Here is an 18,846-nt window from a genome sequence, read left to right on the forward strand (position 1 = left end):
TGCGGTCGTTTAGATTGAAATTTCAGTTTTTTTGCAAAAAACTTATATGAAACGAATGTCACAAGCATAAAATATATGTAAATTCAATTTATACAGGGGCGATTGCAGCAAAAGACATGATACCCAAGGCCCAAATGTAAGGCGCGATACAGACAACAGAGAAAGAAGCAAAACTTACAGGGACCAAGACGGTATATGCGCGAGCGGCAATAGGACCAGGACTCCGGATTTTGATGAAACAAAAATTCGAGCCGGTCCATCCCAACGCAATTGGTGTAGACAACTTCTATTTCAAATGCCTTCAGTGAATAGCCCTTCGAGGCACTCGCTAGATGGGTTGCAATGGGGGTGTGTTTGCCGGTGGGCTTGAATGCAACGCTTTGAATTCTTTTGAGAAAGTTTGGAGACCCTTTTCTGAACGTGATCAAATGGTCCATGAAACGGTTTGGGTCGAATTGTAGTTAAGTGATTGATAAATACAGCTTTATCACAATCCGCGTGTCGGGTGTTCAAGTCCCTCCTCCGCTACCACCTCCCCCCCGACGAAGTTTCAGACGGCGCGAGGAAACGCGCAAGAGCCAGCGTAGCCTTCCCTTGCTGGACCTTCTCGACAAGCGCTGAGTGCGACGGGATGCCAACTCAGAGGAAGTTGCGTCAGCGCTGGCGGAGGTCTGCTCACGAATACGCAGGTCGCCGGGCCCTCTTTCTGGATCTTGGTGTCGCTGCACGCAAACGATCAGCCACACCCCGTCTAGCCGCTCGCCGTGCGTGCTGCGAGGGCGGCGAGTTCGACGGCGTTGCGAACGCCGAGTTTTTTGAGGATTCGGCCGCGGTGCACCTCGACGGTGCGCATGGCGATGCCGAGGGTATCGGCGATCTGCTTGTTGAGCTGCCCGTCGAGCATGAGCTTCATCACTTCCGCCTCGCGGCTGGAGAGCGTTGCCAGACGGTCATCGAGATCGCGCCGCGCGGCGGCTTCGAGACTGCGCGCCTCATGGTCGGCGATGGCCTCGAGGGCGCGATCGACGAGCTGGTTGTCGTTGAAGGGTTTTTCGACGAAATCGAAGGCGCCGGATTTCAGCGACTCGACCGCGATGGGCACATCGGCATGGCCCGTCAGAAAGATCACCGGCGCGGTGCAGCCGTCGGCGCGCAGGCGCGCAAACACCTCGGGGCCGGTGAGCCCGGTCATGCGCACATCGAGGATGATGCAGGCGCAGTCCGCGAGCGGCTGGGCGGCGAGAAAATCCTCGCCCGAGGGCCAGGTCTCGGCTTGAAGCCCGCGCGACGCAAACAGGAAGGCGAGCGCGTCGCGGATCGTTTCCTCGTCATCGACGATGTGGATCGTGCCGCTCATTCGGCCGCTGCCGCGTTTGCCGCCTGCTCGGGCAGGACGATGCGGAACACCGTGCCGCCGCCCTCGCGCGGCGCATGGCTGAGCCGGCCGCGATGCAGTTCGATGATGGAGCGGCAGATATTGAGCCCCATGCCCATCCCCTGCGACTTGGTCGACGTGAACGCGTCGTAGAGGTGGCCGGCGACGGCCGCATCGATGCCGGAACCGCGATCGGCGACCTCGATCACCACGCCCTCGCGCGGCTGGGCACGGACACTGACGGACAGCTCCTGCCCCGGCCGATCGGCCATGGCTTCCATGCCATTGCGCATGAGGTTGATCAGCACCTGTTCGATCAGGATGCGATCGGCCAGAACGAGCGGCGCCGGCGACAGGTCGGTGACGATACGCACGCGGTTTTCGCGCGCGTCGGCTGCCAAAAAGCCGACCGTTTCGGTGACGACATCGGCAACCGAAATGGCCGTCAGCCGCGGCTCGCGCTTGCGCACGAAGTCCTGGATACGCCGGATGATCTCGCCGGCCCGGCTGGCCTGCAGAGACAGTTTTTCAAGCGCCGGCGCCAGATCACCGGGCGCGCTGCGGCCGGAATCGAGCAGGTTCTTGGCGCCCGCGGCATAGCTCGCAATGGCGGACAGCGGCTGATTCAGTTCGTGCGCCAGGGTCGAAGCCATTTCACCGAGCGTCACGAGCCGGCCGGTGCGGGTCAGATTTTCCTCCTGTGCGCGGGCCAACCGCGCAGCCTTGCGCGCCTCGGTGATGTCGATGACCGAGCCCATCCAGCCGCGATGCGTGCCGGAAGCATCGATCAGCGGCGCTTCATAGACCTGGACATCGATCTCGCTGCCATCGGCATGGCGGAAGCGGGTTTCGAACGACTGCGCCACGGCGCCGCCCGAAGCCAGCGCCTGCTGCCGCGCCAGGGTTTCGTCAAGCCGGTCGGGCGCCCAATAGGGCATGGGCGCCGCATGACCGATCAGTTGGTCGGCGGGGAAACCCACGAGCTGACAGAAGGCCGAGTTCACATACAGAATCCGGCCTTCATGATCCTTGGCGCGCAGCCCGACGGTGAGGCTTTCTTCCATTGATCGGCGGAAGGCCATTTCCGCGAGAAGCTGGCTCTCGGCCCGGCGGCGCTGGGCTGCATTTCGCGCTAGAACGAGCAGCGCCACGATGGCAAAGACGGCGAGCGCGGCAATGGCCGCAAGCAGCAGCAAGTTGCCCGACCCCGCCGGCGCATCATAGGCGGCGATGCGCAGGACGACACCATGCAGCGGTGGATCGAAGCTGATGGTGTGGCTCGGCGCTCCGGCGGGCGCCCCCCGTCGCGCGCGCGCTGCCACGACATCGTCACCGGCAGTGCGCAGTTCGATCGAATATTGTTCGGCGATCCACCACGGAATGTGCCGCTCGAGCAGCAACGGCAGCGACAACAGGAAATTGAGCCGTCCGCCGCCTTCCGCGGCCCGCACCGACATGGTGACCGTGCCGTCCGCACGCACCGGCCCGTAGGTCGAGCGACTTGCGATGGTCAGCGGGCCGGCTTCATCTGCGATGGAAGGTTCGGTCATGCCCTGCGGCGGCACGGCCAGCAGCAGCTCGCCCGCCTTGTCGCGCCACTCGATCGCAAGGACTTCCGGATTGTTCGCCAGATGCAGCCGCGCCCGCGCGGCGAGGGTATCCAGCGGGACGCCGGAGGCGCTGTCGAAACCGAAGCGAACCAGCATGTCCTCGTCGATCGCCATCTGGAAGCGCAGCGTCTGTTCGACCCACAGCGCATCGGTGGCGAGCTTGGTGCGCAAGCGGTCCGTCTCGCCCTGCATGACGACCTGCACCAGCGTGGCGACGAGACCAACCAGCGCGACAATCGAAGCGAGCGGCACGAGCGACAGCAGATCGATGCGGCGGCGCGTCCCCGCGGCGTCGATCGACCATGTCGCCTCGCTGCTTGCGCTGCGTTTCAGCTGCTCGTCCTCCCAGGCGCCATTGTGCGCCGATGCCGGCTATCTGCCGATTGTGGAAAGCCACAATAGCGGCGCCTGACATGCGGTGGCAAGAAATGGGCAATCCGCCGAGGAGGGCGGAGCTGGAGGAGAAAACAATGATCAATCGTCGTACATTCGCCCGCCTGGGCGCAGCCGCCATTTTCGCGCTCGGCACCGCCCTGCCGGCGGTGGCCCAGCCGGTCGTCATCAAGTTCAGCCACGTGGTTGCGCCCAATACGCCCAAGGGCAAGGGCGCCGACAAGTTCAAGGAACTGGCGGAAAAATACACCGACGGCGCCGTCACCGTCGAAGTCTACCCCAACAGCCAGCTCTACAAGGACAAGGAAGAGCTGGAGGCGCTGCAGCTGGGCGCCGTACAGATGCTGGCCCCCTCGCTGGCCAAGTTCGGCCCGCTCGGCGTGCAGCAGTTCGAACTGTTCGACCTGCCCTTCCTGATGGGCAGCTACGACGACCTGCGCAAGATCACCGATGGCGACATCGGCCAGAAGCTCTTCGGCATGCTGGAAGACAAGGGCATCAAGGGCCTGGCCTTCTGGGACAACGGCTTCAAGATCATGTCGGCCAACTCGCCGCTGCATGAGCCGGACGACTTCCTCGGCCTCAAAATGCGCATCCAGTCCTCGAAGATCCTCGAGGCCGAGATGCAGGCGCTGGGCGCCGTGCCGCAGGTGATGGCCTTCTCGGAGGTCTACCAGGCGCTGCAGACCGGCGTCGTCGACGGCACCGAGAACCCGCCCTCGAACATGTACACCCAGAAGATGAACGAGGTGCAGAAGCACGCCACGCTCTCCAACCACGGCTACCTGGGCTACGCGCTCATCGTGAACAAGGACTTCTGGGACGGCCTCGATCCGCAGGTCCGCGAGCAGCTGGACCGTGCCGTCGCTGAAGCGACCGAATACGCCAACTCGATCGCCAAGGAAGAGAACGACAAGGCGCTGGCGGCCATGCAGGCAGCCGGCACCACCGAGTTCTACGAACTGACGGACGAAGAGCGCCAGGCCTGGGTGGACGCCCTGATGCCGGTGCATGAGGAGATGTCCGGTCGTATCGGCGCCGATCTGATCGAAGAAGCGCACGCCGCGCTCGGGCGCTAAGCCCCGCAACCGGACGGAACTGCCGTTCCGTCCGGTCTCCACCATTCCCATGCACGTCGGACAGGGGGCCGGCCATGGCTTTGCGCATTCTCGACCGCCTCGAGGAGATCCTGATCTCCGTGCTGATGGCGACAGCTGTGATCCTGATCTTTGTTGCGGTCGTCCACCGCTTTGCCATCAGCGGCGCGGCCGATCTGGTCGGCTTCGCCCGCGGCCAGGACAATCCCGAACTGATGGATTTCGCCCGCTCGACCTTCAAGGCGATAAACGCGGTCAAACTGACCTGGGCGCAGGAAGCCTGCATCTATCTGTTCGTGTGGATGGCCAAGTTCGGCGCGGCCTACGGCGTGCGCATCGGCATCCATGTGGGTGTCGACATCCTGGTCGAACGGCTGAAACCCGGCCCGCGGCGGATTTTCACGATCATCGCCATGTCGGGCGGCGTGCTCTTCACGGCCATCGTTGCCTGGATCGGCGCCGATTTCGTCTGGCACGTCTACAAGAACGGGCAGATCACACCGGACCTCGAGATCCCCTCGTGGATCGTGTACCTCGCCGTCCCGCTCGGCTCGGCACTGATGTGCTTCCGCTTCATCCAGGCGCTTTGGATCTACATCCGCACCGGACACATCGAGCATCATGACCATGGCTCGGTGGACGGCATGGATGACGAGGCGGACGACCTCGCCAAGGGTGGCCACGCATGAGCGCGATCCTCATCTTCATCATCCTGGCGGTGCTGCTGATTACCGGCATGCCGGTATCCATCGCGCTCGGACTAACGGTTTTCTCTTTCGTCGTCGGTTTCACCACCATCCCGATGGACTCGATCGCCCTGAAGCTCTTCACCGGCATCGAGAAGTTCGAGATCATGGCGATCCCGTTCTTCATCCTCGCGGGCAATTTCCTGACGCATGGCGGCGTGGCCCGCCGGATGATCCGCTTCGCCACCTCGATGGTCGGCCACTGGTATGGCGGCATGGGGCTGGCGGCGGTCGTCGCCTGTGCGCTGTTCGCCGCAATCTCCGGCTCGTCGCCAGCCACGGTGATGGCCGTGGGCTCGATCCTCATCCCGGCGATGACCAAGCAGGGCTATCCGGTGCAGTTCGGCACGGGCGTCGTCGCCACCTCGGGCGGCCTCGGCATCCTCATCCCGCCTTCGATCGTCATGGTGATGTATGCCGTCGCCACCTCCGGCATGGTGGTGACCGGACCGGAAGGCGAGGTCGTGACCTCGGCCTCGATCGGGACGCTGTTCATCGCGGGCGTCGTGCCGGGACTGATGCTCGCCACCATGCTCGGCGTAACGACAACCTGGCGCGCCTGGCGCAACAACTATCCCCGCATGAAGCGTGCCAGCTGGCCTGAACGGTTCGCTGCGTTTCGCGGCAGCGTCTGGGGTCTGTTGCTGATCGTCATCATCATGGGTGGCATCTATGGTGGCATCTTCACGCCGACCGAAGCCGCCGCGGTGAGCGCCGTCTATGCCTTCGTCATCGCCGTCTTCGTCTACAAGGATATCGGACTGAAGGACGTGCCGCGCGTGCTGCTCACGTCGGCGGCGATGTCGGCGATGCTGCTCTACATCATCACCAATGCGGCGATGTTCGCCTTCATCCTGACCTCCGAGCAGATCCCGCAGTCGCTGACCAGCTGGATCATCGGGCTGGGCCTGGGGCAGATCGAGTTCCTGATGGTCGTCAATGTCCTGCTGCTCATCGTCGGCATGGTGATGGAGCCTTCGGCGATCGTGCTCATCATGGCGCCGATCCTGTTCCCGGTGGCGGTCGCGCTCGGCGTCGATCCCGTGCACTTCGGCATCATGATGGTGGTCAACATGGAGGTGGGACTGGCGACTCCGCCGGTGGGTCTCAACCTCTATGTCGCGTCGTCCATATCCAAGCTCGGGCTGACAGACGTGACGAAGGCAACCTGGCCCTGGCTGCTGACGGCCCTGATCTTCCTCGGGCTCGTGACCTATATCCCGGCCATCAGCATGGCCCTGCCCCACGCGCTGGGGATGAGATAGCCGGGACCATGTCGCAAAGCGCACCGCTATCTGACCATGGACGGTCAGATAGCGGTGCCGCGTTCGGCTGAAGACTTCGGCAGGCATGCCGGCCAGCTCAAGAATGCGGCCCAGCACGACACCCACCTGCACTGCAAGAGGTGCGGGACGCCAAGCGAGGTAACGGCATGCCGGGTATCCTCGCGGGCTGCCCTGCCTCGGCAGCAACCCCCACGTTCAAGGCTGAAGTCATCCCTGCCGGTGCTACGACTTTGGCTCGAGTGCCGCCTGGCGCGCACGCGCTTCCCCATGGAAATTTTGCCTGCATTCCTTCGCCGGGGTCCGCCCAGATGCGCAGTGTCGCGATTTCTGCTACGCAACTGAGGTACGCGCCTCAGAGCGTCAGCGCTGACGAAAGCATTGCGAAGCCCGTCGCGTGTCGTATCAATCGCGCGCCTCTGGCTGGCCAGCAGGCCAGCACAGTATCTGGGAGGAGACTGGAATGAGTGAGTTCAGAATTGATCGGGACGCCGTGGTCACCGACGAGATTGCGTTGCGGCGGATGTTTCCGGAGCAATCGGCACTGGCCAAAGACAAGTGCATCGATCACCTTGATCGCCATGCGAGGGACTTCATCGCGCGATCGCCTTTCCTGTGTCTCGGTACACAGGGTGCCGATGGCAAGGCCGATGTGAGCCCGCGCGGCGACCCGCCGGGCTTTGTTCAGGTACTGGACGACAACACGCTGGCCATCCCCGATCGGCCCGGCAACAACCGGCTCGACAGCCTTGTGAACATTCTGGCCAATCCCAGCGTCGGCCTGCTGTTCATCATTCCAGGCTTCGATGACACGCTGCGGGTCAACGGCGAGGCGATGCTGCTCACCGATCCGAACCTGCTCGCCACCATGCAAGTCAATGACCGGGTGCCCAGGCTGGCGATCGTCGTTACGGTCCGCGAGACCTTCATGCACTGCGCCAAGGCCTTTCGGCGGGCGCAGCTGTGGAACCCGGACGCGTTTCAGGAGCGCAGCGAAATGCCCTCGCTGTCCAAGATCATTCTGGATCAGACAACCGGCGCCCCGCCCGACGACGACGCAATGCGCCGGATAGATGCCGACCTCGAAGCCAGGTACAAGAAGTCGATGTACTGACTTCGCGCTTTGCGCGTTAGCCTGAAGACAAATGGCACCATGCAACCAGCGGAGCGTCCGTTGGTTTGCTAAGGGCGCAGGGCGTACTGCCCCTCGGCTCGACGTCAAAGGAATGTCCCGATCGCCCAGCCCGATGAAAAAGTCCGCGTTTCTGGAGCACCACTTCGTAGCACCCTGCTCTACGGCATTCTTCTCGTCGCGGGCCTGATCCTCGCGTGGTGGATTTCACAGGTCCTGCTGCTGGCTTTTGCCTCGATGATCGTGGCGTCGCTGATCGGCGCCATCGCCGACCTGCTGACCCGCTTCACGCCATTGAAGAAGGTCTGGGCCCTGTGGGCGTCGATCATCCTGCTTGCCGTGATCGTGATCGGCGCGCCCTGGCTGTTCGGCATGCAGATCGTCGCCGAGTTCCAGAACCTGATCGATCGGCTACCCGACCTGCTCGACACAGCCGGCCAGCGCTTCGGCGTTTCGAACCTGAGCGACCAGGCTGACGAACTGTGGAAGGGCATCTGGGACACCGGCATGTTCGGGTCCATCTTCGGCTACACGTCGAACGTGATCGGTATCGTGACCAGTGTGTCGGTGGTGCTGGTCGGCGGGGTGTTCATCGCCCTCGACGCGCAGCGCTATCGCGAGGGTTTCCTGCAGCTGGTGCCGCGCCAGCACCGGGAGCGCGCCCGCACCGCCATGCAGGAGATGGCCCGTGCCCTGCGACTCTGGCTGCTGGGCCAGTTGGCCGCCATGGTTGTGCTCGGCGGGGTGACGACGATCGGGTTGCTGCTGCTGCAGGCACCCTCGGCAATCGCGCTCGGGCTGCTGGCCGGACTGTTGGAGTTCATTCCGTTTCTCGGCCCGATCCTCGCCTATCTCGCCGCCGTCATCGTGGCGCTGACCGTCGATCTCAACCTGGTGATCTGGGTGTCCGTCCTCTATCTCGGGCTGCAACAGCTCGAGAGCAACATCCTCGTGCCGGTTATCCAGAAGCGCACCGTGGAATTACCACCCGCGCTGGGCATCTTCGCCCTGCTGGCCATCAGCACCCTGTTTGGCCCGCCCGGTCTGTTGCTCGGCGTGCCGCTGACGGTGGTCATCCTCGTCGGAATAAAGCAGATCTACATCCGGGACATACTGCACGAAGAAACGAAAATGCCCGGTGACGATGAAGCCCAGCACGAGTCGACTGCACCTGACAGGGATTGAGGCGTAGCGCGCCATTGACGCCAGTTAACCCCGCTTCAGCACCTGCCGCGCACAATGCCGCGGCTTGGAAGTGCGGGAGAGGTTCATGACCGGCGTTGCCGAGGCTCGCGACCGACAGCGAGTATTCCGTGTGCCGGTGCTGCCGCTACTGGTCGTTGCATATGCCGGGATGGCAGCACTGCTGCGGCCCGACATCTACTGGCGCATGGCTTTCAGCTATACGGCGCAGGCTATGCAACTGGCCCCGGCACTGCTGATTCTGGGGATTGGCGTCGCGGGCGCCATAGGTGGACGGCGGGCCCCTCTTCGTTACATAGCGACATTGGTCACCGAACGCGCGCCGCGCCTTCTGGTCGTCATTTGCCTCGCGGTGATCGGCATCGCGGCCTTCACGACGCTCAAACTGTCGATCACCCAGTTCGTGCCATTCTGGGCAGACCCACCGCTCAAGACATTAGACACAGCGCTGCATTTCGGCGATCCCGGACTGGCTCTGCACGCAGTCTTGCCAAGCTGGTTTGGCGGCGTTCTCGGTGTGGTTTATGGCCCGGTGTGGTTCACCTGCTGGTTCGGTTTCATCGGGGCAATGGCCATGCATCCAGATGCTGCGCTGCGCCAGCGATACTTCCTGACGATGGCTCTGGTGTTCGCGCTGCTGGGGTCCCTCGCCGCGACGCTCTTCGCCTCAGTCGGTCCCCTGTTCTACGAGCACTTCTATGGCGCTACCGCCTATTCCACCCTCGTCGCTCATATCGCCAGCACCCCGGTGGGCAACTACATGGAACAGGCGCGCGACCTGCTGATCGCAAACTATGATGTGGACCGCCCTGCCATGGGTACGGGCATTTCGGCCATGCCAAGCATGCATTTGGCAGTCACCACGCTGAACGTGCTGCTGCTCTTTCGATTGAACCGCATCGCTGGATACGTCGGCTGCGTCTTTCTGCTGCTGATCCAGATCGGTTCGGTCTATCTCGGCTGGCACTACGCCGTGGACGGTTATGCGTCGATCCTCGTGGTGGCCGGGATCTGGTGGCTGGTGGGTCGCTTGGTGACGATGCGCGCCGGGCCCGGTTTGCGCGGCGGCGCCGGGACGGCCTAGCCGTTCGTGCCGTCGCGCAGCACTGGCAGTTCCGGCTGACGATGGAGCCGCCGCGGTTGGAACAGATCGCGCGGCAGCTGCTCGGCCGGCATCGGTCTGCCAAACAGATAGCCCTGCAGCTGGTCGCAGGCGAGTTCGGACAGGATGCGCGCTTGTGCGGGGGTCTCGATGCCTTCGGCCGTGACGACCATGTTCAGCCGGTGGCCAAGCGCGATGATGGTATCGAGAATGTTCCGCGCCCTGTCGCCTCCACTTTCGAGGCTGACGACAAACGAGCGGTCGATCTTCAGCTTGTCGAAACCGAAGCGCCACAGGGTGCCCAGACCGGAATGCCCGGTGCCGAAATCATCCATGGCGACCGACACGCCCAGGGCCCGCAGCTCCGCCAGTTGCTGCCCGACCCGCTCGGTATTGTCGAGCAGCAGGCTCTCGGTGACCTCGAGTTCCAGCCGTGAGGCGGTGAGGCCGGTGCGTTCGAGCGCGCCACGGACGATTCCCGTGAGATCGCCGCCATCGAACTGACGCGGCGACAGGTTCACCGCGACAAACAGCGGCGCCGGCCAGGACGCGGCGGTTTCCACCGCCCGTTCCAGCACCCAGGCGCCGAGTTGCCCGATGACCCCGATCGATTCTGCGATCGGGACGAACTCCGCAGGCGCCACCGGTTCGCCATCCTTGCCGGTGAGCCGCAGCAGCGCTTCGAAGCCCACGCAAGCCAGCGATGCGCCGTCGATCAGCGGCTGGAAATAGACATCGAACAGACCCGCCTCGAGGCCCGAAACGAGACTGCTTTCGACGCAGCGGCGCCTCTGGATCCGGCGCTCGAGCTCGTCGGTGAAGACGCAGTGCGTGCTCCGACCGTCCAGTTTGGCCTGATAGAGGGCGAGGTCGGCCCGGTGCGCGCGTTCGTCGAACGTCATCTCGGCGCTGCCACCATAGGCAATTCCGATGCTCACCGATGTGCTGATCATTTTGCCTTCGCTATGGATCGGCTGGGCCACCCGCGCCTGCACTTCATCCGCGAGCGCGACGGCGGCGGCCACATCGGTGCATCTGACGATGGCGATGAACTCGTCCCCGCCAAGCCGGCCGATAATGCTGTCGCGCGCGCAAGATGCCCTCAGAACCGCACCGACATGGCGGACAAAGGCGTCGCCCGCCTTGTGACCATGGGTGTCGTTGATATTCTTGAAGTGATCGATATCGACATAAAGAATGGCCGCATCGGCAAGCTCGAACGGGGCATTTTCGAGCTGATCCGACACGCCCGTGCGGTTCAGAACGCCGGACAGCTGATCGTATTTCGCTAGATATTCTGCGCGCTCGCGCACGCGTCGTTCCGCCCGCCGTTTCCGGACGAAGGCGGCATAGAGTCCGGTCATGACCAATGTAAACGTGACAGACAGCGTCACGCCCAGCGCGATCGCTGCGCCATACAAGCTTTTCAGAATCAGCGTGCGATCGAGCTGAACCTTGAGCACCGCTTCGATCTCGCCATTGGCGGCACGCGCCGGGATGTAGACATCCGCCAGCCTTGAACGTGCGCCGCTGCCTTCGGCCCCATCCACCAGTTCGGTACGTGTCTGACCGGTTCTCGCGACCTCGAGGACAAGGGGATCCGCAACGGGGAGCTCTATGGGCGCCGAACCCGTCTGACCGATGCCGAACCGATTGACGGGGGTGCCGGCCAGATCGAACACCGTCACGCTTTGAGGCATATCCGGACGCAGCAGGTCCGATAACGCACTGCCGAGGCTCTCGTCCCCGGATTCAAGCAGCCGGTCCACGGTCGCTGGCGGCATGCCGACGACCCAGTTCGCCACCTCGCGCTCAGACGCATCGCGCACTGCGGAATCGATCATCGTTACCATGCCAAGATTGGCAAAGATCACGAGGAGCAGCATGCCGACCGGAGCCGCCAGGGCGGGAAGTGGGAATTTTCGCATCTGCCGTCGATCGCGGAATTAAGTTCCATTCCGTGATAAACGCGTGACGCTTAGGCCGCGTTAATCCGATGCTATGCTTTTGCGGCATTTTGAGCCGCCCCGCCTGCCCTGTCGCGAGCCAGCAGCCGAACCACTCTAGGCGGCTGTCGGCAAGCCCTCGACGCGGCTGCCCGAACTGGCATCGAAATAATGCGCCTGGGCCAGGTCGAGCCCGATCCACAGATTGGTCTGGTGCCGCGGCACGTCGGCGCGCGGCGCCGTCATGGTGATGCGGCCCACGCTGCTGTCGCAATGCAGGATCATCTCGGAACCGGTCATTTCCGACAGCATGAGGCGGCCGGCGACGGCGGGACCCTGCGGTTGCTCGGAAAAGAGCCTGAGATGCTCGGGGCGGAGGCCGGCGACAAGGCCCTGCGGCCCGTGCCAGCTGTCGAGTTGGTCGACCGGGATGAAGTTCATGGCCGGCACGCCGAGAAAGCTGGCGACGAACTGATTGACCGGCCGGTCGTAGATCTGCTGCGGCGTATCGAACTGCAGCAGATCGCCATCCTTCAGGACCGCGATGCGGTCGGCCAGCGACAGGGCCTCGGTCTGGTCGTGCGTCACATAGACGATGGTGGCGCCGAGCTGACGATGCAGCTCCTTGATCTCGGTGCGCATGGCGACGCGCAACGCGTTGTCGAGATTGGACAGCGGCTCGTCCATGAGGAAAGTCGCGGTATTGCGGGCCAGCGCCCGCCCCATGGCGACGCGCTGGCGCTGGCCCCCGGAGAGCGCCGCAGGCTTGCGATCGAGATAGGGTTCGAGACCCAGCGTGCGGGCGACTTCGGCGGCGCGGGCGTGGCGTTCGGCTTTGGGAACGCGGCGCAGTTCGAGCCCGAAAGCGATGTTGTCGCGGACACTCATATGCGGATAGAGCGCGTAATTCTGAAAGATCATCGCGATGTCGCGGTCCTGCGGCGGCAGGTCGTTGGCGCGTGTACCACCGATGATGATGTCCCCTGTCGCTGTCTGTTCGAGCCCGGCGATCAGCCGCAGCAGCGTGGACTTGCCGCAGCCGGAGGGGCCGACGATGACGACAAACTCGCCCGGCGTGATGTCCATGGAAATGCCATGCAGGATTTCCGGCCCGTCGGGATAGGATTTGCGGACATTCTTGAGGGTGATGCCGCTCATTTTCCAGCCTCCAGATGCGCGGTGCGGCGGGCGATGGCGAGGCTCGGCCGGTCGGTGGTGAACACCTTGACGCCGAGCGCCAGCGCCTTGTCGATCTGCGGCGTGGTGTGCGCCGCCCAGCAGCCAAAATCGAGCCCGGCATCCGTGACACCGGCCTGGAGGTCATGGCTCGCGGTGTCGATGTTGACGCCGATTTCCGGGATGGCGTGCGCCCTGGCCAGCTCGATCATCGCAGCAGCCCCGAGCTGATGCAGCACCGGCGGGCTGACCAGCCACAGCATCGGACGGTCGCTCGCTGCCCGCAGGTCATCCAGTGTCGCGATGAGAAAGGAGGAAAAGCCGGTGCGGGCCAGCATGCCGCCCTGCCCCAGCGTTTCGACAACCCGCGGCACGAAATCGGCATAGGGCCGGCCGTCGGCACCCGGCTTGATCTCGCAGCGAAAGCTCACGGAGCTCGTGGCGTAAATTGCGCAGAGCTGTTCTAGGGTCAGTGGACTGGCGCCGGCACCATAGTTGATGCGGGCGGCCTGCACCTCGGCCAGCGTCAGATCGGCGATGGCACCGGTGCGATCAGTGGTGCGATCGAGCGTCGCGTCGTGGTGGACGACGATGGCGCCGTCGGACGTCGGGTGGACGTCGAACTCGACCTCCTCGAGCGCCATGGTGGCGGTGGCAGCGAAGCCCGCCGGAGTGCTGTCGCCGAATTCGAGCGTGCCGCCGCGGTGCGATGCGATGCGTGTCATTTGAGTATCCATGTTATTTCACGGCGCCCATGGTGATGCCGCGCACGAGGTGGCGTTCGACCAGGATGAAGCCGAGCAGGATGGGCAGAATGGTGAGGGTGGAGGCGGCCATGACCAGCGGCCAGTCGATCAGCCCCTCACCGGGGTTGATGTCGTAGAGCCGGGCGAGGCCGACCTGCAGCGTGTACATGTCGCTGTCGCCGACGGCGACGAGCGGCCAGATGTAATTGTTCCACTCGCCGACAAAGATGAACAATGCCATCGACAGGATTGCCGGCCGGGAAATCGGCACGATCACGCGCCACAGCACCTTGAGCGGCGTGGCGCCATCCATATAGGCCGCCTCGTCCAGCGCCCGCGGAATGCCGCGAATGTACTGGCGAAGGAAAAAGGCGGCAAAGCCCGACGAGATCGAGGGCAGGATCAGCCCCGCATAGCTGTCGAGCAGGCCGACCTTGGCGAGCGTCAGGTAGTTCGGGATGAGGCTGATGTGGCTGGGGATCATCAGCGTCGCGACGGTGGCGCCGAACAGCAGGTTGCCGCCGCGAAAGCGGAACCGCGCAAAGGCAAAGGCCGCCATGGTGGCAAAGGTGATGCCGATCAGCGTCACCAGCCCGGAGACGATGACGCTGTTCACCAGGTACCGGGCGAAATTGTACTCGCCGACCGCCAGCGCGAAATTGCCCAGCGTGAACTCAAACGTCCCCGTGTAATAGGCATTGGCCGTCTGGAAGGCCATCCACACCGAATAGAGCACGGGCGACAGGAACAGCAGTCCACCGGCCAGCGCCAGCGTGGTCAGCAGGATCGACTTAGGCTTCATAGTGCACCTTCTTGCCGATCACCTGCGACTTGATGAGCGACAGCACGACGAGGAAGATGAACAGCAGCACGGCAAGCGCCGAGCCCGTGCCGATGTCGAACAGCACGAAGCCGACGCGGTAGAGCATGTTGACCAGCATGTCGGTGCCGCCCGCCGGGCCGCCCTTGGTCATGACATTGACGAGGGTGAAGACCTGGAACGCCTCGATGACCGAGACGACCAGCAGGAAGTAGGTCGTCGGCATGACGAGCGGCAGCGTCACGCGGCGAAAGACATGCAACGGCCGGCCGCCGTCGACGGCGGCGGCATCATAAAGCTCGCGCGGCACGGCCTGAAGGCCGGCGATATAGATGACGACGTCGTAACCGAGCTGCTTCCAGGTGTTGACGAACATCAACACGCCGAGCGCCAGCGCCGGCTCCTGCATCCAGTGCACCTTGCCGATGCCGACAAGACCAAGGATGCCGTTCATCATGCCATAGTCGGTTGAGAACACCCACGAAAACACCACCGCAATGGACACAGTGGAGGTGACCGCCGGCAGGAACAGCGCCCCGCGCAGCAGCCGCGATGGCAGGGTTTCACGCGTCAGGTAATTGGCAATGATCAGCGCTAGTCCGAGCCGCAGCGGCACGGAGACGGCAGCGAAAATTGCGGTGACCCTGGCGGCGTTCCAGAACTCGCGCGAGCCGAGCAGCAGCGCGTAGTTCTCGAAGCCGACGAAGGGCATGTCCGGCGACAGGAAATCCCACTCGCGGAAACTGAGATTGAGGCTGGTGAGCACCGGAATATAGGTGAAGACCAGAATGAAGGCGCCCAGCGGCAGCACGAGCAGATAGGGCGTGAGTTTGCGTAGCATCGAGGCCTGTCCGGAAGGCGCGATGACGGGCCCCGCAGGGCCCGCCACGCAGGAAGGTGGATGTGGGAGCGATCAGCGCGCGATGCGCTCGGCTTCCTGACGGGTGCTGGCGGCGAACTCGGTCAGCGTCTCGGTGACGTCGCGCTGGCCCAGCGCCATGGCCTGCCACATGTCGTATTCGGTGGCACGCATCCAGGTGACGACCGGCGGGCGCGGGCGGCCCTTGGCGAAATCGAGCTGGCCGATGGCGACATCGATGCCGGGCTTGTTGGCCAGTGCATCGATGGCCAGCGGCTGCTCGGCGGTCTGCTTGTTGATCGGCATATAACCGGTCGCGGCAAACCAGATGGCGTTGGATTCCGCCGAGGCGGCAAAGCTCATGAACTTGTAGGCCGCGTCCTGCACGTCCTTTTCGGCGGTCGACAGCACGCCGATACCGGCGCCGCCGATCGGCACGCGGCACACGACATTGCACGGCATGGGGAGAACGGCGAGATTGTCGCCCATGGCAGACTTCAGGCCGCCATAGCTGCCGGTGGAGTCGAACATCAGCGCGGCCTTGCCCTGGGTGAAGAGCTCCTTGCCCTTGGACTCGTCGGCAACGCTGTCGGGCGAGGCGAGCTTCTTGTCGTGAACGAGGCTGGCCATCCACTGATAGGCTTCGATGGTGCGCGGCGCATCGATCAGGATCTCGCCGGAGACCGAGTCGATCAGGTCGCTGTCATTGTCCATGATCAGGCCCCAGCGGGTGAACTGGCCGGGTGCGACCATGCCGTAGGTGCCGTCGCCACCGAGGGCGTCGGTGACGGTCTGGGCAACCTCTTCGACCTGCGCCCAGCTCTTCATCTCCGGCACATCGTCATAGCCGGCCTGCTTGAGCAGGTCGGTGTTGACGTAGAACACCGGCGTCGACGAGTTGAACGGCACGATGTAGTTCTTGCCCTCATAGACGCCGACTTCGCGGGCAAAGTCGAACAGGTCGTCCTTGAGCGGGTCGGCATCGAGATAGGTCGTGAGGTCGAGCAGCACGCCACGATCGGCGAACAGCCCGTAGCGCGTAACTTCCATGATGACGGCATCGGGCGCGCGATTGGCCGGGATGGCGGCCTGCAGCTTGGCGACGATATCGTTGTAATTGCCGATATACTCGCCCTCGATGTCGATATCGGGGTTGGCGGCTTCGAAATTGGCGATGATCTCGTCGATCGCCTCGCCGGAGGCCTTGCTGAAGCTGTGCCAGAAGGTGACCTTGGTTTCGGCCTGCGCCATGCCGGCGCTGGCGCTGAACGCGAGCAGGCACGTCGCGAGAATCGATTTGTAACGGGTGTTCATGGGGAGCAGTCCTCATCAGGGGATAGAGTGCGCCTCACCTAGAACAGCTCGAAAACAGCCCGGTGACAGCCAGATGACTGACTGTGACAATTGAATTACGCTTGTATGACAGGCGCTTGCCGGAGGGAGCTGTGGCTCCTGTCGGATGCGCAAGCTGCGTCGCCCGGAGAGACGGCGCGGCAAACTGAAGGCCTTGGGGGAGAACAAGATGACAGATCATGTGCTTGCGGACCGCTATGCCATCGCCGGCAAGGTAGCGCTGGTGACCGGTGGCGGCGCCGGCATCGGGCGTGCCACGGCGCGTCTGCTGGGCGCTCTTGGCGCGACCGTCGTGGTTATGGATCGTGACCATGCTCTCGCTGACGAAACCGTGGCCATGCTGACCGAGGCCGGAGGACAAGGTCTCGCGCTCGCTGTCGACGTCGGCGACGGCACGGGGCTCGAAGCGGCGTTCGAAACCATTGCCGCCGAGGTGGGACCGCCGCAAATCGTCGTCAACAATGCCGGCATGGCGATCCGCGCCAAGGCGACCGAAATCTCGGAGGCAGACTGGAACCAGGTGCTTTCGGTCAATCTGACTGGCATGTTCACGGTGGCGCGGCTGGCGGCACGAATGATGACGCCCAATGGTGGCGGCGTCATCGTCAACACCGCCTCGATCATGGGCCTGTCGGGCGGGCTCTACCCCAACGTCGCCTACCAAACGACCAAGGGGGGCGTCGTGAACATGACGCGGGCTCTGGCGCTCGAGTGGGCTGCCGACGGCATTCGCGTCAATGCCATCGCCCCGACCTATGTGAACACCGGCTTCATCACGGCGCTGACCAGCAACCCCGAGACGCTGAAGACGATCACCGATGCCACCCCGCTCGGCCGGCTGGCCGAACCCGAGGAGATCGCCGACGCCATCGTCTTTCTCGCCTCCGGCGCCGCGGCGATGATTACCGGCACCATCCTGCCGATCGATGGGGGGTATCTGGCGCGATAGCGCCGCCCTGCCGCAAACTCAGTCGGCAGGAACCGGCGCCTCGGGATCGATCAGCCCAGCGGCGCGCAGATCCGACCAGAGCCCCGCCGGCACGGTTTCGGCGAAATGGCCGATATTGGAGGTCACCTCCTCGGGCTTGGCACCGCCCGGAATGATGGCGACGACGGCGGGATGCGCCAGAGGAAACTTCAGCGCGGCGGCCGCGAGCGACACGCCATGGCTGCGACAGATCTCCTGAATCTTGCCGGCCTTTTCCTGAATGTCGGCCGGGGCCGCGGCGTAGCGATAGCGGGCGTTGGGGCCCGGCCCCGTGACCAGAATGCCCGAGGCATAGGGCGCGCCGATGATCACCGACATGTCGTTGTCGACGCAGTACTTGAGACCGGAGGCGAGCGCCGACTGGTCGAGCAGCGTGTAGGGCATGGCGACGATGAGGAAGTCGAGCGGCACACGGCGGGCGTAGGTATCAAGCGACTCCGTCGCATTGAGCCCCATGCCATATGCCTTGATCTGGCCCGAGCTCTTTAGCTCTTCGAGCGCCTTGATGCCGCTGTCGGCAAGATCATCGAGGCTCGGTCCGCCGGGCTCGGTGGATTGCTCCGGGTCGTGCACCAGCAGCGCATCCACGGTGTCGAGCCCTAGGCGCTGCAGGCTCTGCTCATAGGCGCGCATGATGCCATCGTAGGAATAGTCCCACATCACCTCCATATTGAGCCCGCCGCCCCAGGGGGCGCGATCGAAGTTTTTGGGATTGGCCGGGCGGCGCAGTGAACGGCCGACCTTGGTGGTAATGATGAACTCGTCGCGCGGCTTGTCGATCAGAAACCCGCCAACCCGCAGTTCACTCAGCCCGCGCCCATACCACGGCGCCGTATCGTAAAACCGGATGCCGCTCTCCCAGGCCGCATCGAGCGTGGCATGCGCTACCTCTCCCGGCACGCGCCCGAACATGCCGCCCAGATGCGCGGCGCCGAACCCGAAGGTCGGAAGCTGGAGACTGGTCTTGCCGACCTGGCGGCGGGTGTTGAGATCGAACGTCATTTCTATGCCCTGTCG

Annotated in this window: 17 protein-coding genes; 8 read left to right on the forward strand and 9 right to left on the reverse strand. The window is 63.7% G+C overall.

The annotated features are described in order from the left end of the window. Positions 1-751: 751 nt before the first annotated feature. Together ACN0TK_RS04810 and ACN0TK_RS04815 are read right to left on the reverse strand one after the other, a co-directional pair. On the reverse strand, positions 752-1,357 hold the full coding sequence (locus ACN0TK_RS04810) for a response regulator transcription factor (RefSeq protein ID WP_417308317.1): 606 nt from the start codon (positions 1,355-1,357) through the stop codon (positions 752-754). Continuing rightward, the gene (locus ACN0TK_RS04815) at positions 1,354-3,237 is read right to left on the reverse strand and encodes a sensor histidine kinase (protein ID WP_417308318.1); all 1,884 of its coding nucleotides are present in this window, start codon (positions 3,235-3,237) and stop codon (positions 1,354-1,356) included. The genes ACN0TK_RS04810 and ACN0TK_RS04815 overlap by 4 nt, the downstream gene beginning before the upstream one ends. A gap of 16 nt (positions 3,238-3,253) precedes the next feature. Here ACN0TK_RS04815 and ACN0TK_RS04820 point away from each other — a divergent pair, with 16 nt between their 5' ends. The 7 genes from ACN0TK_RS04820 to ACN0TK_RS04850 all read left to right on the forward strand — a co-directional run bounded on the left by ACN0TK_RS04820 (position 3,254) and on the right by ACN0TK_RS04850 (position 9,923). Further along, on the forward strand, positions 3,254-3,397 hold the full coding sequence (locus ACN0TK_RS04820; RefSeq protein ID WP_417308319.1) for a hypothetical protein: 144 nt from the start codon (positions 3,254-3,256) through the stop codon (positions 3,395-3,397). A 58-nt stretch (positions 3,398-3,455) separates the two neighbouring features. Continuing rightward, positions 3,456-4,457, forward strand: coding sequence for a TRAP transporter substrate-binding protein (locus ACN0TK_RS04825; protein WP_417308320.1), 1,002 nt, complete (start codon positions 3,456-3,458; stop codon positions 4,455-4,457). Between the two features lie 74 nt (positions 4,458-4,531). Then, positions 4,532-5,164: a TRAP transporter small permease gene (locus ACN0TK_RS04830; RefSeq protein WP_417308321.1), complete on the forward strand. Its 633-nt coding sequence runs from the start codon at positions 4,532-4,534 to the stop codon at positions 5,162-5,164. Continuing rightward, positions 5,161-6,486 (forward strand): TRAP transporter large permease, encoded by a 1,326-nt coding sequence (locus ACN0TK_RS04835; RefSeq protein WP_417308322.1) that lies wholly within the window; start codon positions 5,161-5,163, stop codon positions 6,484-6,486. The genes ACN0TK_RS04830 and ACN0TK_RS04835 overlap by 4 nt, the downstream gene beginning before the upstream one ends. A gap of 481 nt (positions 6,487-6,967) precedes the next feature. Next, positions 6,968-7,618: a pyridoxamine 5'-phosphate oxidase family protein gene (locus ACN0TK_RS04840; protein WP_417308323.1), complete on the forward strand. Its 651-nt coding sequence runs from the start codon at positions 6,968-6,970 to the stop codon at positions 7,616-7,618. Positions 7,619-7,804: 186 nt separating this feature from the next. Next, positions 7,805-8,821: an AI-2E family transporter gene (locus ACN0TK_RS04845; RefSeq protein ID WP_417308445.1), complete on the forward strand. Its 1,017-nt coding sequence runs from the start codon at positions 7,805-7,807 to the stop codon at positions 8,819-8,821. Between the two features lie 85 nt (positions 8,822-8,906). Then, positions 8,907-9,923: a phosphatase PAP2 family protein gene (locus tag ACN0TK_RS04850; protein WP_417308324.1), complete on the forward strand. Its 1,017-nt coding sequence runs from the start codon at positions 8,907-8,909 to the stop codon at positions 9,921-9,923. On the opposite strand, the gene ACN0TK_RS04855 is transcribed toward ACN0TK_RS04850, so the two are convergent. The 6 genes from ACN0TK_RS04855 to ACN0TK_RS04880 form a co-directional block, all read right to left on the reverse strand. After that, a complete protein-coding gene (locus ACN0TK_RS04855; RefSeq protein WP_417308325.1) occupies positions 9,920-11,869 on the reverse strand; it encodes a putative bifunctional diguanylate cyclase/phosphodiesterase in 1,950 nt (649 codons plus the stop codon). The genes ACN0TK_RS04850 and ACN0TK_RS04855 overlap by 4 nt on opposite strands. 135 nt (positions 11,870-12,004) lie before the next feature. Then, positions 12,005-13,045, reverse strand: coding sequence for an ABC transporter ATP-binding protein (locus tag ACN0TK_RS04860; protein WP_417308326.1), 1,041 nt, complete (start codon positions 13,043-13,045; stop codon positions 12,005-12,007). Continuing rightward, entirely contained in the window at positions 13,042-13,788 is a 747-nt protein-coding gene (locus ACN0TK_RS04865; RefSeq protein ID WP_417308327.1) for a glycerophosphodiester phosphodiesterase family protein, read from the reverse strand. The genes ACN0TK_RS04860 and ACN0TK_RS04865 overlap by 4 nt, the downstream gene beginning before the upstream one ends. Positions 13,789-13,801: 13 nt before the next feature. Continuing rightward, a complete protein-coding gene (locus tag ACN0TK_RS04870) occupies positions 13,802-14,611 on the reverse strand; it encodes a carbohydrate ABC transporter permease (protein WP_417308328.1) in 810 nt (269 codons plus the stop codon). Further along, positions 14,601-15,470 carry a carbohydrate ABC transporter permease gene (locus ACN0TK_RS04875; RefSeq protein WP_417308329.1) on the reverse strand — a complete coding sequence of 290 codons (870 nt, stop codon included), beginning with the start codon at positions 15,468-15,470 and terminating at the stop codon, positions 14,601-14,603. Before ACN0TK_RS04875 ends, ACN0TK_RS04870 begins: the two co-directional genes overlap by 11 nt. A gap of 72 nt (positions 15,471-15,542) precedes the next feature. Next, positions 15,543-16,802: an ABC transporter substrate-binding protein gene (locus tag ACN0TK_RS04880; protein ID WP_417308330.1), complete on the reverse strand. Its 1,260-nt coding sequence runs from the start codon at positions 16,800-16,802 to the stop codon at positions 15,543-15,545. Between the two features lie 208 nt (positions 16,803-17,010). Between ACN0TK_RS04880 and ACN0TK_RS04885 the strand changes: the two genes are divergently transcribed. After that, positions 17,011-17,790, forward strand: a complete 780-nt coding sequence (locus ACN0TK_RS04885) for an SDR family NAD(P)-dependent oxidoreductase (RefSeq protein WP_417308331.1) — start codon at positions 17,011-17,013, stop codon at positions 17,788-17,790. Between the two features lie 18 nt (positions 17,791-17,808). On the opposite strand, the gene ACN0TK_RS04890 is transcribed toward ACN0TK_RS04885, so the two are convergent. Beyond that, a complete protein-coding gene (locus ACN0TK_RS04890) occupies positions 17,809-18,831 on the reverse strand; it encodes an aldo/keto reductase (RefSeq protein WP_417308332.1) in 1,023 nt (340 codons plus the stop codon). Positions 18,832-18,846: the final 15 nt, after the last annotated feature.

The organism is Devosia sp., from assembly GCF_048261455.1.
Taxonomy (GTDB): Bacteria; Pseudomonadota; Alphaproteobacteria; order Rhizobiales; family Devosiaceae; genus Devosia_A.

Coding starts and splice junctions, on each gene's coding strand:
- ACN0TK_RS04810 (WP_417308317.1), bottom strand. CDS start 1,357: ATGAGCGGCACGATCCACATCGTCGATGACGAGGAAACGATCCGCGAC.
- ACN0TK_RS04820 (WP_417308319.1), top strand. CDS start 3,254: ATGCGGCGGCGCGTCCCCGCGGCGTCGATCGACCATGTCGCCTCGCTG.
- ACN0TK_RS04825 (WP_417308320.1), top strand. CDS start 3,456: ATGATCAATCGTCGTACATTCGCCCGCCTGGGCGCAGCCGCCATTTTC.
- ACN0TK_RS04830 (WP_417308321.1), top strand. CDS start 4,532: ATGGCTTTGCGCATTCTCGACCGCCTCGAGGAGATCCTGATCTCCGTG.
- ACN0TK_RS04835 (WP_417308322.1), top strand. CDS start 5,161: ATGAGCGCGATCCTCATCTTCATCATCCTGGCGGTGCTGCTGATTACC.
- ACN0TK_RS04840 (WP_417308323.1), top strand. CDS start 6,968: ATGAGTGAGTTCAGAATTGATCGGGACGCCGTGGTCACCGACGAGATT.
- ACN0TK_RS04850 (WP_417308324.1), top strand. CDS start 8,907: ATGACCGGCGTTGCCGAGGCTCGCGACCGACAGCGAGTATTCCGTGTG.
- ACN0TK_RS04855 (WP_417308325.1), bottom strand. CDS start 11,869: ATGCGAAAATTCCCACTTCCCGCCCTGGCGGCTCCGGTCGGCATGCTG.
- ACN0TK_RS04860 (WP_417308326.1), bottom strand. CDS start 13,045: ATGAGCGGCATCACCCTCAAGAATGTCCGCAAATCCTATCCCGACGGG.
- ACN0TK_RS04865 (WP_417308327.1), bottom strand. CDS start 13,788: ATGACACGCATCGCATCGCACCGCGGCGGCACGCTCGAATTCGGCGAC.
- ACN0TK_RS04870 (WP_417308328.1), bottom strand. CDS start 14,611: ATGAAGCCTAAGTCGATCCTGCTGACCACGCTGGCGCTGGCCGGTGGA.
- ACN0TK_RS04875 (WP_417308329.1), bottom strand. CDS start 15,470: ATGCTACGCAAACTCACGCCCTATCTGCTCGTGCTGCCGCTGGGCGCC.
- ACN0TK_RS04880 (WP_417308330.1), bottom strand. CDS start 16,802: ATGAACACCCGTTACAAATCGATTCTCGCGACGTGCCTGCTCGCGTTC.
- ACN0TK_RS04885 (WP_417308331.1), top strand. CDS start 17,011: ATGACAGATCATGTGCTTGCGGACCGCTATGCCATCGCCGGCAAGGTA.
- ACN0TK_RS04890 (WP_417308332.1), bottom strand. CDS start 18,831: ATGACGTTCGATCTCAACACCCGCCGCCAGGTCGGCAAGACCAGTCTC.